This window comes from Paenibacillus gansuensis, from assembly GCF_042684925.1.
Classification (GTDB): Bacteria; Bacillota; Bacilli; order Paenibacillales; family DY6; genus Paenibacillus_N; species Paenibacillus_N gansuensis.
Map to the genome: position 1 here is coordinate 33,486 of NZ_JBHUME010000007.1, position 15,906 is coordinate 49,391.

The window sequence follows — 15,906 nt, forward strand, 5'->3', positions numbered from 1 at the left end:
AGGTATGGACGAGAGTGGTATGTGTTCGTCTATTTTTCTCAACAACCCTGCTTCCATGGATACTATAGTAGAAAAAACAAAGGGTGACGCTCATGTCCATTACCGATACATGCATCCCCAAAGTAGCGATTATTACTCCCGGGAGTTTCCCTATTCCTTCCCCCAGGAGCAGTTCGGTGGAACGCGTCGTAGAGAAAGTCGTTCCTCTTCTGCAAGGGAGCGCCCGTATTTGGGTATTCGGCCGAAAAGGCCGCGGGCAGGCCCGGGTGGAATCGATAGAGGGCGCAGTGTTTATGCGGCATCCCGGCGGCAAAGGCCGATACCTTCCATGGATCAGCCGGCGGCTGTCCGCGCTCGGACCGGATGTCATTCAAGTGGAGAATCGGCCGCGCATCGCTTCCTATCTTAAAAAAAAGCATCCCCGCATCCCGGTCTGGCTGTCCCTGCACTCCGTCACCTTTCTTAGCAGGCCCAACATTACCCCATCCGAATTAAGAAGGCATCTGATCCGCACGGACCGGATTATTGTGAATAGCGAATTTTTGAAGCAATACCTGCTGTCCCGCTATCCGATTCTGGCCGACAGGCTGGTTGTAAATCATCTAGGCGTAGATTGGGTCGAGGACGGATCCAGGTGGGCACCGGAAGGGGAAATACGGCGGCAGCTGCAGCTTCAATCACTTGGGATACAAGGCAGGAAAGTGATTTTGTATGCAGGCAGGCTGATCCCGATTAAGGGAGTTCATCATTTATTCCCGGTTATGCAGTCCCTGATCGAAACCGAGCCTGATGCCCTGCTGGTTGTAGTAGGAAGCGCATTCTACGGCAGCCACAGAACGACGCCTTATGTGCGGCGGCTTCATCAGGCGGGCAAGAAGATGCCGAACCACGTCCTGTTTGTTCCCTACGTGCCTTACAATGAGATGCGCAGGTGGTTTGAATTAGCGGATGCGGCCGTTGTTCCGTCCGAGCGGAATGAAGCTTTTGGGCTTGTCAATGTAGAGGCGATGGCGGCCGGTGTTCCTGTAGTGGCAGCCAAGGCCGGAGGGATTACTGAAATCGTGGAGGACGGCGTTACGGGGTACCTTGTCAGGCCTGAGGCCATTCAGGCGGAGCTGCTTTTGAGTCTGCTTCAGCTGCTGGGGAACAAAGAGCTAAGAGAGCGAATGGGGAAAGACGGTATGCTGCGTGCCGGCGCCCGCTTCCGCTGGATCCACACGGCGGAGCGGCTGGCTGCCATGTACCGGGAGCTGCCGAGAAAGATGTAAAACGTATGGTTAAGCCTAATTTTTGTGCGTTTGCCACGAATCCCGTGACTTCTGCCCGGGTCCCTGCATAACCTGATCTAAGCGGAAGTCCATACAAGGTGAGACGGCGGCCGCCGTTCCTAAGCGGAGCTGTCCGTTCCAAACCGGATAAATAGAAGAACAAGGATAAGGATTGCTTATCCATTCTTATATTTTAGAAAGGGGATTCGTCATGAAGAAATCTTCCAGACGCAGCAATACGAAGCATTCGAACCGCCCTAAATTTATCGTTGATAACCCGAATATGATGGAACTTAAACTGATTGAGGAAGCAAGAGAGCTGGCTCTCAGGAAAAACGCCAAACAGGACGCGGTACAAATCCGATCTGTAGCCCTGGCAGAGGACCAGCCGGGAACGTCTGACCCCGCTGTCACAGATCAAGCGGAAGAGGAAGCAGTTTCTGCCACGGAGGCTGAAACATCCGGGGGGGGAGATTTGAAACAGGGGGAACCGGAAGAGACCGTTGCAGCTGAAACGCCGCCCGGGCACGAGGAACCGGAAGAATCCCTAATATCTGAAGTTTCGTCCGAAACCCTGTTGAACCGCAAGAACGAGGGGCGGGCACCCTTTATTTATGCTGACGATATCGCAGACGGATCGATTGTCGATTCTAAACTGGCTGCGGCTTCGATTGACGGAACGAAAATCAGGCCGGAAAGTATCGGAACGTCCGCTTTATCCGATTATGCCGTCACAGGCGGAAAAATAGCTGATGGAACGGTTACCGGGTCGAAGCTTGCGGAACATTCGGTGGACCAGCGGCATCTTGCCGGAGGTTCCATCTCCGGTGATAAGTTAATGGACCGCTCCATTACAGGAGAGAAGCTTCAGGATAATTCAATTACTTCGGAGAAGCTGGCGGATAAGACGATCGATTCCATGAAAATTGCGGAAGGATCCATTCTGTCCAAGCATTTGAGCCGTTTTCTTATTACCGAGGAATTAATTCAAGACGGCGCGGTTACTCCGGGCAAGCTCCGTGCGGGAAGTATCGAACCGAGCCATCTTTCTAATGAAGCGATCGATGCGGCTAAATTGGCGGATGGCGCCGTCATCACGCAGAAAATCAGAGACGGTGCGGTGACGTCCTCCAAGCTGGCCCAAGGCAGTGTGGAGTCCGTCCATCTTGCCGGTGAATCGGTGCAAAGCAGGCATCTGGCCGACGGTTCAATAAAGGGGAATCATATAGGAAGCGGATTGATACAGGGGGAACACCTTGCTGAGGGAGCGGTCGGAGCCGCTCATTTGGGGAATGATTCCGTACTCAGCCGGCATTTGTCTTCTGCATCCGTGCAAAGCGGACATATACAGCAGGAGGCTGTCGGTTCGGAACATGTAGCGCCTCAGTCGATAGCAAACCGGCATTTGGGCGAAAAGGCCGTTTCATCGGCTCAACTAGCCGACGAGGCGGTGCGGTCCGAACATCTGGCCGCAGGAGCAGTAACGACGGTTCATTTAGCCCAGCAGTCGGTTACCTTTGACAAGTTGGCGGTGCAGGCAATCCAAAGCGAGCATCTGGGTACGGAAGTTGTGAATGCCGCGCATCTGGCGGATCGTGCGGTACAGTCCCGGCATCTGGCCGATAAGGCGGTTACCACGTCGCATATCGGTTCCGGAACTGTTACCGGCGAACTATTGGCTAAAGAAAGTGTCACTTCCGAAATTCTTGCTCCGCAAGCCGTTCAGGGGAGCCATATCCGAACGGGCTCTCTCATCACGCACCATCTTGCCGACCATGCGATTACCACCTCGAAATTAGCGCAGGAGAGCGTATCCAGCGATAAGCTGACCGACCGTTCCATCACAACGGCAAAGTTGGCCGACGGGGCGGTAACTTCGGCGAAAGTGGCGAAGCAGGCACTGCAGGCGGAGCATATATCCCGCGCTGCCGTAACCGGAGATGCCATTGCCCAGGGTGCTGTCGGCGGAACTCACTTGTCCCCTCAGGCCGTTGGACCGGAGCATCTGATCCAAGGGGCAGTAGGGGAAGGACATCTGGCTGCCAAAGCGGTTACGGGAGAGAAGCTTGCCGACCGGGCGGTAACCGGCAAAGCGCTGGCTCCCGGGTCGGTGGCCTCCGGTCACCTGAAGGAGGCAGCAATTCTGAGCGGCCATATTGGAGAGAAGGCGGTCGGTTCCTCTCATTTGGCTAAAGACTCCGTTCAGAGCATCCATTTAGCCGGTTCCGCCGTTACTTCCTCGAAGCTGGCTTCAGGTTCGGTATTATCCGGCCATATTGCGGAGAAAACGGTCACTTCGGCTCACGTAGCTGCGGAAGCGGTAAAAGAATCCCATTTGGCTTCAGGGGCGGTAACTGCCGACAAACTGGCAGCCGGTTCGGTGAAGGCGGAACATATCGGGAAACATGCGGTCGGCTCAAAGCAGCTGTCTGAAAGTTCCGTAAAGTCAGTTCATCTGGAATCGGAAGCCGTGACATCCGATAAGCTGGCAGCAGGTTCCGTAGGCGGCAGACAGATTGCAGAGGCGGCGGTTTCCTCAGTGCATCTGAGCGGCGGTGCGGTTCAGGAGAAACATCTGTCTCCGGGTGCGGTGACCTCCGATAAGCTCGGTGAAGGTGCAGTTTTAAGCGCCCACATTGCGAGAGACTCTATCACTACGGAGCTGCTTGGCCAGGAGTCGGTTACTGCAGATAAAATAGCCGGCCGCTCTGTTAACGGTGAAAAGCTGATGGAGTTTGCAGTCGATACCCGCCATTTAAATCAGGAGGCCGTAACGGGAAGCAAGCTGGCAAACAACACGGTAACCGAGCGTCAGCTGGCAACCGGGGCCGTTGTGTCCCGGGTCATTGCGGATGAAAGCATAACCGAACGGCATCTGGCTATTTCTTCCGTTGCGGAGTGCCATCTTCAGGATCATGCGGTGTCTGGACGGGTGCTGCTGGAAGGAGCCGTGACGGAAAGAACAATTGCGGATGATGCGGTTCAAGGACGTCATTTGAAGGCGGAATCTGTGGAAAGTGAGCATATTCTTCCAGGCTCCGTCCAGACCCGTCATATTGAGCCCGGAGCCGTGACCGGCGAACTTATCTCGGCGGATGCTCTGACGGGGCAGCATGTGCAGGCCGGTTCAATCGGGTCGGCGCACCTCGCCGAAGGCGCCGTAACCGCGCTGCACGTGAGTTCCGGCGCGGTAGGAGAAGCAGCGCTGCAGTTCGGCGCGGTAAGCGCTGCGAAGCTGGCGGCGGAGGCGGTGCAGGCGGCGCATCTCGCCGAAGGCGCCGTGACCGCGCGGCATGTGAGTGCCGGAGCGGTGGGAGAAGCCGCGCTGCAGGACGGCGCGGTGAGCGCTGCGAAGCTGGCGGCGGAGGCTGTGCAGGCGGCGCATCTCGCCGAAGGCGCCGTGACCGCGCGGCACGTGAGTGCCGGCGCGGTGGGAGAATCCGCGCTGCAGGACGGCGCGGTCAGCGCAGCGAAGCTGGCGGCGGAGGCCGTGCAGGCGGCGCATCTCGCCGAAGGCGCCGTGACCGCGCGGCATGTGAGTGCCGGAGCGGTGGGAGAAGCCGCGCTGCAGGACGGCGCGGTGAGCGCAGCGAAGCTGGCGGATGAGGCGGTGCAGGCGGCGCATCTCGCCGAAGGCGCCGTGACCGCGCGGCACGTGAGTTCCGGCGCGGTAGGAGAAGCGGCGCTGCAGGACGGCGCGGTAAGCGCAGCGAAGCTGGCGGCGGAGGCCGTGCAGGCGGCGCATCTCGCCGAAGGCGCCGTGACCGCGCGGCACGTGGGTGCCGGAGCGGTGGGAGAAGCCGCGCTGCAGGACGGCGCGGTGAGCGCAGCGAAGCTGGCGGATGAGGCGGTGCAAACGGCGCATCTCGCCGAAGGCGCCGTGACCGCGCGGCATGTGAGTGCCGGAGCGGTGAGAGAAGCCGCACTGCAGGACGGCGCGGTGAGCGCAGCGAAGCTGGCGGCGGAGGCGGTCACTGGAGAGAAAATAGGCATTGAAGAAATCTCCGGCCAGCACATCAAAGCGGAGACTTTGCACGGCTACCATCTGCGCAGGGGAACGATCCTTCCCTATCATCTTGCGCCGCAGATTTTTGCAGCGGAGCATTTGCTGGACGCTAGCATAGAGGGCAGCAAGCTTGCCTTGGGAAGCATTGCTCAGGAGCATCTTGCAGACGGCGGATTTACGGCCGAAAAATTGGCTGAAGGCAGCATACAGGCGAGACATCTGGCTGAGCGGACTGTCGATTCGAGGACGATAGCGGGAGAGGCGGTGGGTGTGGAGCACCTGCAGTCTTCGGCAGTGGAAAGCAGGCATATTGCCGAAGGGGCGGTACAAGGAAAGCATCTTCAGCCCGGCGCTATTCACGGTGAAATCCTGTCGGATAAGAGCATCAGCGGTGATAAGCTGGCGAAGGCATCTGTACGTACAGAACACCTTGCTGAGGCTTCCGTTACGGCTGAAAAACTGTCTGACGGCGGCATACAGGCCAAACATCTGGCTGACCAGTCTGTCGATTCGAGGACGATAGCGGGAGAGGCGGTAGGAGCGGGGCACCTGCAGTCTTTGGCAGTAGAAAGCAGGCATATTGCTGAAGGGGCGGTGCAAGGGAGTCATCTGGCTGACCGAACTGTCGATTCGAGGTCAATTGCTGAAGAGGCAATAGGTACGGAGCACCTGCAGTCTTCGGCAGTGGAAAGCAGGCATATCGCCGAAGGGGCTGTACAAGGTAAGCATCTCCAAGCAGGGACTGTTCAGGGTGAAATTCTGTCGGATGAGAGCATCAGCGGTGATAAGCTGGCGAAGGCATCTGTCGGTACAGAACACCTTGCTGACGCTTCCGTTACGGCTGAAAAATTGTTTGACGGCGGCATACAGGCCAGACATCTGGCTGACCAGTCTGTCGATTCGAGGACGATAGCGGGAGAGGCGGTAGGAGCGGAGCACCTGCAGTCTTTGGCAGTAGAAAGCAGGCATATTGCTGAAGGGGCGGTGCAAGGGAGACATCTGGCTGACCGGTCTGTCGATTCAAGGACGATAGCGGGAGAGTCTGTGGGTGTCGAGCACCTGCAGTCTTCGGCAGTGGAAAGCAGGCATATTGCCGAAGGGGCTGTACAAGGAAGGCATCTTCAGCCCGGCGCTTTTCACGGTGAAATGCTGTCGGATGAGAGTATCGGCGGAGAGAAGCTGGCGAAAGTAAGTGTCGACACGGAACATCTGGCCAACGCTTCCGTAACGGCTGATAAACTGGCTTTCGATAGTGTGATGGGCTGCCATATTGCCAATGAAGCGATCACATCCGAACATTTGAGCGAACAGTGTATCGGCGGAGAGCATATTCAGGAGGAAAGCATCACGTCTTTCCAGCTCGCAGTCGAGGCGGTAACGGAGGAGAAACTGGCGCCGAACAGCATCACCGGTGAAAAAGTTGCAGCTGCTGCGTTAAGCGGTGAACACTTAAAGGATAACAGCATTCCGGCCTCCAAGCTGAATTTTCGTCCCGTGGAAGCGCCGGCCTCCCAAACCCAGACACTCCAGCAGTGCGGGGTTACAATGTTTACTTTTGCAGCGCATGAAGAATCGGCAGATGTGACTGTGCAGCTGCATGAACCTTTTGCCCATCAAGGGTATGCTGCTGTGGCTATGACGAATCAAAGCGCGTATAGCGTATCGCTGAAAGCGAAGTCAGAGTCCTCTTTTACGCTGCATGTCGTCCGGATTAAATTTACGCCGGAGACGACCGGGTTGTTGAATTGGATTGCAATGGGTGAAAAAAGATAGAGAAATGGCAGTCGGGAGGTTACTCCCGCACTGCCATTTTTTTTTTCGGTTTCGGCCCAATAGGCAAACGGAGATGAAGGAATGGGCGGTGCCCGATATGAAATGGAGGGGAAGTGCGAATGGACCCTTTGGGCGGGACAAGACGGCGCCTTTTTCTCGGGAGTGATCAAATCGCCCTTACAAACACGAGATAAATACATACTATGGGTTGTAAACAGTAGTCCCGCTTGGCTTGAGGAGGTGAGCTGCATGAAAAAGAAACTGCTCAAGAGAAAAGCAAGGCCCGGGGGCAGACGATGGCGGGGCTGGACCGGGATCCGATACACGAACAGCGAATCTCCTGAGGTATCCGTGATCATACCTGTTGTAAATGAAAGAGCTACGATCGCTCAAGTCATTCGACAGGCTTACCGCGTGCATCCCAAAACCGAAGTGATTATCGTAGCCAACGGCTCGACCGACGGCACACGTGAACTGGCAGAGAACTTAGGGGCCAAGGTCATCTGGATTGCCCATAAAGTGGGACATGATGTAGGCAGATCGATCGGAGCCGCAGCAGCCAAAGGGAATATCCTTCTGTTCACCGACGGGGATATCGTCATCAGAGCAGAGCTGCTGATTCCGCTTGTAAACGCGGTTGCCGGAGGGATAGACGTAGCCTTAAACCGGTATACGGGTCCTACGGATAAAACGAGAGTACATGGCGTGATTCTTGCCAAGCATAGTCTGAATATCGCATTGTCCCGCCCCGATCTGGGGGGAGCTTCCTTAACGACAATCCCGCATGCCCTCAGCCGGAACGCGCTTCAGCAGATCGGAGCCGAGCAGCTGGCGGTCCCTCCGAAAGCGCTGGCGGCTGCGGTTTATCAAGGGCTTACTGTGAAGGCTGTTCAGTACATTGAAGTGGGAAAGACCAATCCGAGGCGGAGAAGGCAATTCAGAGTAGACCCTTTAGAGCCGTTAATCATCGGGGATCATCTGGAAGCCATGGACTGGTATCTCGAAAATACGAATCGACGTGCCAATATGACGGACTTATGGCGTGATAGGGACATCGTGAGGTGAGTGTATGAAGCGCAGGTTACCCGGCCGCAAAACCAAACGGAGCAAAATGCTTCCCGGGCGGAGCGGCAGAAAGGGAAGAATCCGGACGAAGGGAAAGAGAGCGTTCCCGGGAAGCCGGAAGGGGTTACGAAGCCGAATCGGGCGGATTCGCCTGAAAACAGCGAGAAAAAGCAATTCGGCAGCGCGGAGGAACTGGACGAACATCGCCTATGAAGCCGGTCTCCAGGAAGGGTCGCAACAGGCTTTCGGGCACACGGCAGGCGACAAACTGGCCGTGAACAGGCTGTGGGCGAAATGGTTTCTTGCAAGCGAAAAGCATATGCCCTGGGCCGTATATCAACTGGCAGCCAAAGCTTTTCTGAAAGGCATATACCATAAGTCGGCCGCCCCCGTACCCCCGTGGGTCCTGCTGCCGGTTCAAGGTACGGTGGGTGCTGTGCTTACGGTCATGAATGAAGAGGATAGCATTCCGAGTGTGTCGGAGCAGCTGGCGAGGCTTCCTCTGGATGAACTGGTGATCGTTGTAAATGGTACGTCCGACAGGAGTTTCCCATTACTAAGAAGCACACTCCCTGCAGTCATTGTCCATTACGCCCAACCGTTGGGTCATGATGTCGGGCGTTCCGTTGGAGCCAAGTTGACCACGGCGGATATCGTTTTGTTTCTGGACGGGGATTTTGCAATTCAAGCCGAGCATTTGGTTCCGTTTGTCCATGCCGTTCAGCAGGGAAGCGACCTGGCTCTTAATAACATCACTCCTTATCTTTCTGCTTTTATGTATCGCGATAACGTGACCGTGATGAAGGAGTTTGTCAATCGTGCCTTAGGAAGGGCGGACCTGCATGCAAATTCCCTCACAGCCGTTCCTCACGCGTTATCCCGCAGAGCGATCGAGGAGCTGGGCTGCCGGAAACTAATGATCCCTCCTGCCGCTCAGACAGCGGCATTACAGCGCGGCTTACGGGTTACTGCGCCATCCAGCGTAGATGTAATTACGAGGAATAAGCTGAAGAGGAACAATGCCGGTTCGAACAACCTGGTGGCGGAAATGATTGTCGGCGATCACCTGGAGGGACTTCAGGAGGCGCTTGAAGCCGGAGGAAGCAGGTTGTCTTACGGCGACCAAATCCGGAACAGAACGATGGCGGAGATGAAGCAGGCATGAACTTAACAAGCATTATCATTCCGAACTATAACGGGAGAACTCTCCTTGCCGACTGTATTTACTCGATCCGGCAGCATACCGATGTTCCTTACGAAATTATCGTGGTGGATAACGGTTCAACCGACGGAAGTACGGAGTTCTGCCGGCAGGAACAAATTACGTTCGTCTCTCTGCCGGAAAACCGCGGCTTTCCGGCTGCCTGTAATATCGGGCTTCAACTTTCCCGCGGAGACAACCTCCTGCTGCTGAATAACGATGTTCTGGTCACGCGGGAATGGCTGGAGAGAATGCTGGACTGCCTCCACAGCAGCGCGGATATCGGGGTAGTGGGACCGGTAACCGATTATGCCAGCGGGAGACAGCAGTTAGATGTGTCAGGAATGCAGCAAGAAGAGGTGCTGGCGCAATTCAGTACCCGCGACCGGGGGAAGTGGCAGGTTGCGGACCGCATCGTCGGCTTGTGCTATCTGATGAAACGGGAAGTGTTTGACCGGGTCGGTCTGCTCGATGAACGATTTTCACCCGGCCATTATGAAGACGACGATTATTGCTTCCGGGTCAGGTTAGAGGGATACCGGCTCATGATCGCAGGGGATTCGTTCATATATCACCTGGGAAGCAAGAGCTTCGGTAAAGAGGATCAGGAGCAGGTAAAGGAGCTGCTGATCCGAAACCGGGAGAAGTTTATAGCCAAGTGGGGCGTAGATCCTTCCATTTACATGTAGCAGGTGAATACAACGAAAGGTGGTTCCGGGATGAAAGGTATTATTCTTGCCGGGGGAACAGGTACCCGACTTTACCCGTTGACGAAAATCGTTAACAAGCATCTGCTTCCCGTATGGAAATACCCGATGATTTATTATGGGGTCGAGAAATTAAAGGAAGCGGGAATAGAAGACATTCTGATCGTCATGGGAAAGCAATCGGCAGGGCTGTATACGGAGTTCCTGGGCGGAGGAAAAGAGTGGGGCGTCCGTCTCACTTACAGAATTCAGGAAGAGGCCGGAGGCATCGCGGAGGCCTTGAATTTGGCCAAGGGATTTGTCTATCCGGGCGATAAATTCGTCGTCCTGCTGGGCGACAATCTGTTTGAAGACTCCATCAAGGAGTTCGCAGCCGATTTCGCTAAGCAGGAAGAAGGCGCGAAAGTGCTGCTTAAAGAGGTGGCGGATCCGAGAAGATACGGGGTTCCTATCCTGCTGGAAGATAAGATCATCTGGATTGAGGAGAAGCCGACTGTCCCTAAGTCTAATTATTGCGTCACAGGAATTTATATGTACGATTTCGGCGTTTTTGACATCATTCAGCAAATTAAGCCGTCCAGCCGCGGAGAATTGGAAATTACAGACGTGAACAACGTGTATGCCGCATCTTCCCGCCTGTCATACAACTTGCTGAAAGGCTGGTGGACCGACGCGGGAACACATGCCTCTCTGCTGGAAGCCGGCAGCAGGTTAGCTAAAGGCAAAGGGGATCAAGGGAAGAAAGACGAGTAATGGAGGTGATTCAAGTGGTTAGGAGGAACGGTCCGTTGAACGGAAGCGGGACCACAGCTGCCCAAGGGAGGGCAAAGGGGTTGGAAGACGGGCGCATGAGAGGCTGGCAGCGGGGATATTTCGACGGCCAATGCGACGCTGCGCTCGGCGAAGCGCTGGCCAGGAACGGGGCTTTTCCTCTTCTCGACCGCAAAGTCCTTTATGTTACTACAGGAATCGGAGTGCCTTACCCGGCTATAGATCACGCAATTATCAAAGCATTGCAAGGCTTGGTAAGCGGGCTTGAGGTCATCAGCCCTTCAGAGGACATTGCCGGTCGGGCGGAGCAGAACAGGCCGGACCTGGTGCTGGCCATTAATGGAGTGGTACTGCCTGCGGAGCAGCTTCGAAGCTTAAGAGATAAAGGCATCGTTACGGCCATCTGGTTTACCGACGATCCTTATTATACCGATTGGACGGTTTCCATTGCACCGAACTATGACTATGTCTTCACCTTGGAATTAAACTGCGTTCCTTTTTATCAGGAGCTCGGCTGCCGCCATGTTCACTATCTGCCGTTCGGACTGGATCCGGAAACCTTCCGTCCCAAGCGGGTAGATACATCCTATCATACCGATATTTGTTTCATCGGAACGGCGTATTGGAACCGGGTATCGTGGATCGACCGGATCTATCCTGTATTCTCCGGCAGAAAAGTTCTCATTTCGGGCTGGTGGTGGGACCGTCTGCAGAATTATTCCAAGTTAAGCGGAAGTATCCGTTTAGGTGATTGGATGAGCGCTGAGGAAACGGCAAATTATTACAACGGCGCCAAGATTGTAATCAACCTGCACCGATCTTCGGAAGATTCGGAGATTAACCGGAACGGGCGGAATATCGGGGCTGTTTCGGTAAATCCAAGAACGTTCGAGATTGCGGGCTGCGGTACGCTGCAGCTTGCCGATCTCCGGGGGGATATGGCGAGCGTATTTACACCCGGTGTTGAAATAGCCTCATATACGACTCCCGAAGAGCTGATGCAGAAAATCGACTATTATTTGACTCATGAAGAGGAACGGCAGGAAATTGCACTACACGGCTTGCGAAGGACGATGAAGGATCATACGTACAAGAAAAGGCTGTATGAAATGCTGTCGGTTATTTTTCCGACAAATCGATAAATTAGTTGGCTGTCCCCGTTTCCTGGGGACTTGACACGAATATGATAGGTTAAGCACTGGATGGGGGGATCATCATGCCTCGTGCTGCAGCGCCAAAGACGGCCGTACGGAGAAGCCGGACCCGTTACCGGTCGAGGTCCAATCGAAAAGCGGCAGCAAGAAAGCCATTGGGAAAGAGAATCAGCGCAGCAGCTGCGGCGCAGCAAACCTCAGCCGCTTATGACAAGGGGTATGATACAGGATATAACCGGGCTTTGCTGGAGCTCGGCGGATCTTCTGCACATGATGAAAATCAAAGGTATGACGAGGGTTTTCGAAGAGGGTTTTACGCAGGCGGCGACGGCATTGTAGATTCGATCCTGCCTGATCTGGACCTTCTTCCTGAGGTCCATGTCACCCAAATACTGGCGGCAGGCATCGAACAGCTGCGACCGCTGCAGCACCGGGTCATGGGAGCGCCGGAGGTGGCAGAACGGATCTTGCAGGCACTGGAGGCGAAAGCCCCGCTGTCTGTTGTGCGGCTGGGGGATGGAGAATTGCTTACGCTGGCTCAGGAAACGGTAATGCCCGTTGAAGAGGTGCAAAGTGCAGGCTCCTTTCTTGCATATGCAGGTGTGCAGGTGCCGGATCTTGCATCGCGTGACCAGCTTCTGGCTTCCGTCAAGCTGGCGGATATTGTCGGCATCCCCAAGATCAGGCTCCCTTATTTTCAACCGTTGGCCTTTGCAGTCTTGAAGGCTCACGGAATGGAATACAGGGACATGGCGCTGACGCTTTCCACTATCAATTACTCTTTATATCTGGAAGGCTTTTTCCGTACGATTTTGGCGGGACGCCGTGTGCTCACTGTAGGGAATTCCGCAGAACCGTTATCCCGGTTCCTCGGCAGCAGCGGGGTTCATGTGGCGGGTGCCGTGTCCCCTGTGCATGGGATGTTCGACATTCCCAGAGTCATGGAAGAGATCCATCGGCACGACTTCGACCTTGCTTTGGTAGGCGCAGGGATTCCCGCAGTCGTCATCTCGCAGAGAATCGCCGGGCAGATGGGAAAAGTCGCTATCGACTTCGGGCATCTAGCGGATTCGATGATCAAAGGGGAAGCTCCGCTGTAGAACCTTGTTACTGGAGGAAAAGGGAGAAGGTGATTCCATTTGAAAGCACAGCCGCGCAAAAGACCGGCCGGACTGCGTTCCAGGCTAGGATATCAGGCAGGCTATGGGGCGGGTTTCAATAAAGGCTTTGACGAAGGCTTTAATCAAGGCTGGGAAGCGGGGGGCAGGCTGTTCGAAGGTACCAGCATTATCATTCCGACATACAACCAGCAAGGGTTCCTGCAGGAATGCATAGAGAGCATCCGTGCCTTTACTCCGCAGCCTTATGAAATCATTGTTGTCGACAACGGATCGACGGACGGTACCGTGCCTTACCTTCAATCGGTTGGCGGGGGAAACCTGAGATATCGGGCGGTCGGACATAATTTGGGATTCGCAGGTGCGGTAAACCAGGGACTGCAAATGGCCAGAGGATCTACCCTGCTGCTTTTAAATAATGATACGGTGGTTACCGCCAACTGGCTGTCCAATCTCATGAGATGCCTGCATGAATATCCCGGAGCGGGTATTGTAGGTCCTGTTACCAATTATATCAGCGGAGAACAACTGGTCGATACGTCTTACCGGTCGGTAGAAGAGATGCAGCGGTATGCAGCGGAGAACAATGTGTCCGACCCGGCGCGATGGACGGTAACCGCCCGGATGACCGGTTTTTGCATGCTTATGACCCGGGATGTGTTTCATCGGCTGGGATACTTTGATGAAGGATTTGAAATCGGCAATTGTGAGGATGACGACTATGGCCTCCGCCTCCGGATGCTGGGATTGAAGCTTGTTATTGCAAGGGATGCTTTCATACACCACTATGGCAGCGTAAGCATGAAAACACTTCAATCCAGGTTCCAGGAAGTGTATGAGAAGAACATGATGTTTTACATCAGTAAATGGGGGGAGCCCCAATTCGTCCTTGACCGCATCCTCTCTGACCATACGCTTCGTACGATTGATTTGTATCCGGACCGTGTCGCAGTCCGGGGACCGGATTCGGCAGCTTATTGGATCGAGGGCGGATTGAGGTACCAAATTGAAGGCGGTCCGGCCGATTACGCAGCGACCCGTATATCCCGGCCCGATTTGAGGAGTTGGCCGCTGACAGGAACGGTGTCGCTTGAGGAACTGCACACAAAACTAGCGGATTTGCAGCATCCTGATCAGCAGATGAGGGAAGGAACTATCGCAAGTGCGCCGGACGGCCGGTGCTATCGCTTGGAAGGAGGCACCCTTCGCTGGATTGTGAACGGGCATGCCCTGGCTTCCTGGAACTTTCATGAGTACAACAGGACGGAAATACAGGATAAAGACTTGGCGGGCTTTCCGCAAGGCCTCCCCATCATTGCGCCTCCGGTTTTAAAGGCTGACAATTTATAGTGTGAGGTGATCCGAGCATGGCAGTAAGCAAAAGACGCAGGTCCTTATCAGCTGCGCGGGTTCGAAACACGAAAACCAGGCTGAAGCTCCGCAGAAAAACAATCGGGAAACGGGCGAAGGGCGTCACGAAGCGAACGGGGGTCAGGGTTTTTCGCAGCGCCTACAATACAGCCTATAATGCAGGATTTGACGAGGCATATAACGAGGGATACAACTCCGGGTATGCGGAAGGGCTGGAAAAAGGACAACAAGAAGCTTATAAGGGAGAATGACCTATGGTCGTGAAAAACCGGAAGAGGAGCATATTCAGGCGTAAGCCGCCCCTGAGCAGCAAAGCGAGGAGTTCCAGCGCGGCCGGTTATCAACAGGGGCGGATCGACGGCTATGCCAAGGGCTGGGGAGACGGCCTGCAGGCAGGGTTCGAACAAGGATCTAAAGCGGAATCTCCGGGAATCGTTGCAACGGCTGCGCTCAAGAACGCCCTGGTGATCGCCTCAGGCTATATTGCTTCGTTAAATATCGGGATCATCCAGCCTTTTGAGGAATTAAGCAACCGGGGCGGGTTCGCATATAAGGTGAAGCTGGAAGAAGAGGTTACCCGGGAAGATATTGCCGCGGCGGACGTCGTCGTATTTTTGCGCAACGTAGAGCCGGCCGCTTACCGGTACTTGGAATGGGCTCATGAAATGGGCAAGCGTACCGTTTATGTGATCGACGATAACTTCCTGGATATTCCCGCCACTACGCCGATTGGGGTGTATTACCAAGATGAATCCCGCAGGGAGACGTTCCGCAAATTTCTGAAGCATTCCCAAATGATAAAAGTGGACGCTACGTACTTCGCCGACTATATCCGGACTCATTTTAATCCGAATGTGATCTATTTCCCGGCTAGTGTAAATTTTGCGCTTTTGGATCAGGCATCCGCACCGCAGAAAGATTCAGCCGCTATAGTAATCGGTTATGCGGGAGGATATAAGGAAGAAACGTTTGCCCCTGTCGTGCCCGCTTTGCAACGGATTTTGGATTATTACGGCGGATTCGTCAGGCTGGAATTTTTCGGCTTTGCTCCCGCCGGCATTCCGGAGTCCAGCAACGTTTCGTTCCTCCCGATGGAGACGGATTACAAGCAGTTTCTTCTAAAGCTTTACCAGCGGGGGTGGGATATCGGACTGGCGCCGCTGGCCGACACACCGTTTAATAACAGCAAAACAAACAATAAATTCAGGGATTACTCCGCTTGCGGGATTGCCGGAATCTATTCGGCCCTGCCGCTCTACACGGAATGGATTAAGCACGGAGAGACCGGGTACTTGCTGCCGCTGCATACAGAGGATTCTTGGTTCGCGGGGATAAAACAGCTGATTGAGAATCCTGCTATGCGGGCAACGATCAAAAGCAAGGCGGCCGAATTATCGCGCGAACATTTTCGGGTGGATTCTTGTGCCGACCGTTGGAACGAACTCATTTTTTATACCTAAACCGGAGAGGAG

11 protein-coding genes are annotated in these 15,906 nt (G+C 54.8%); all 11 read left to right on the plus strand.

Annotated features, from left to right (window positions below; genetic code table 11):
- Positions 1–176: 176 nt before the first annotated feature.
- On the plus strand, positions 177–1,268 hold the full coding sequence (locus ACFSUF_RS07945; RefSeq protein ID WP_377601848.1) for a glycosyltransferase family 4 protein: 1,092 nt from the start codon (positions 177–179) through the stop codon (positions 1,266–1,268).
- A gap of 211 nt (positions 1,269–1,479) precedes the next feature.
- Positions 1,480–7,047: a WIAG-tail domain gene (locus ACFSUF_RS07950; protein WP_377601850.1), complete on the plus strand. Its 5,568-nt coding sequence runs from the start codon at positions 1,480–1,482 to the stop codon at positions 7,045–7,047.
- Positions 7,048–7,296: 249 nt separating this feature from the next.
- Positions 7,297–8,112 carry a glycosyltransferase family 2 protein gene (locus tag ACFSUF_RS07955; protein WP_377601852.1) on the plus strand — a complete coding sequence of 272 codons (816 nt, stop codon included), beginning with the start codon at positions 7,297–7,299 and terminating at the stop codon, positions 8,110–8,112.
- Between the two features lie 4 nt (positions 8,113–8,116).
- Positions 8,117–9,277, plus strand: coding sequence for a glycosyltransferase family 2 protein (locus ACFSUF_RS07960; protein WP_377601854.1), 1,161 nt, complete (start codon positions 8,117–8,119; stop codon positions 9,275–9,277).
- Positions 9,274–10,002 carry a glycosyltransferase family 2 protein gene (locus tag ACFSUF_RS07965; RefSeq protein WP_377601856.1) on the plus strand — a complete coding sequence of 243 codons (729 nt, stop codon included), beginning with the start codon at positions 9,274–9,276 and terminating at the stop codon, positions 10,000–10,002. Before ACFSUF_RS07960 ends, ACFSUF_RS07965 begins: the two co-directional genes overlap by 4 nt.
- A gap of 30 nt (positions 10,003–10,032) precedes the next feature.
- On the plus strand, positions 10,033–10,773 hold the full coding sequence (locus tag ACFSUF_RS07970) for a sugar phosphate nucleotidyltransferase (protein WP_377601858.1): 741 nt from the start codon (positions 10,033–10,035) through the stop codon (positions 10,771–10,773).
- Between the two features lie 35 nt (positions 10,774–10,808).
- On the plus strand, positions 10,809–11,933 hold the full coding sequence (locus ACFSUF_RS07975; protein ID WP_377601860.1) for a CgeB family protein: 1,125 nt from the start codon (positions 10,809–10,811) through the stop codon (positions 11,931–11,933).
- Positions 11,934–12,007: 74 nt separating this feature from the next.
- Positions 12,008–13,045: a GT-D fold domain-containing protein gene (locus ACFSUF_RS07980; protein WP_377601861.1), complete on the plus strand. Its 1,038-nt coding sequence runs from the start codon at positions 12,008–12,010 to the stop codon at positions 13,043–13,045.
- A gap of 39 nt (positions 13,046–13,084) precedes the next feature.
- The gene (locus ACFSUF_RS07985) at positions 13,085–14,413 is read left to right on the plus strand and encodes a glycosyltransferase family 2 protein (protein WP_377601863.1); all 1,329 of its coding nucleotides are present in this window, start codon (positions 13,085–13,087) and stop codon (positions 14,411–14,413) included.
- A gap of 17 nt (positions 14,414–14,430) precedes the next feature.
- Complete coding sequence (locus ACFSUF_RS07990; protein WP_377601865.1) at positions 14,431–14,685, plus strand: hypothetical protein; 255 nt, start codon at positions 14,431–14,433, stop codon at positions 14,683–14,685.
- Between the two features lie 3 nt (positions 14,686–14,688).
- Positions 14,689–15,894, plus strand: a complete 1,206-nt coding sequence (locus tag ACFSUF_RS07995) for a glycosyltransferase family 1 protein (protein WP_377601867.1) — start codon at positions 14,689–14,691, stop codon at positions 15,892–15,894.
- Positions 15,895–15,906: the final 12 nt, after the last annotated feature.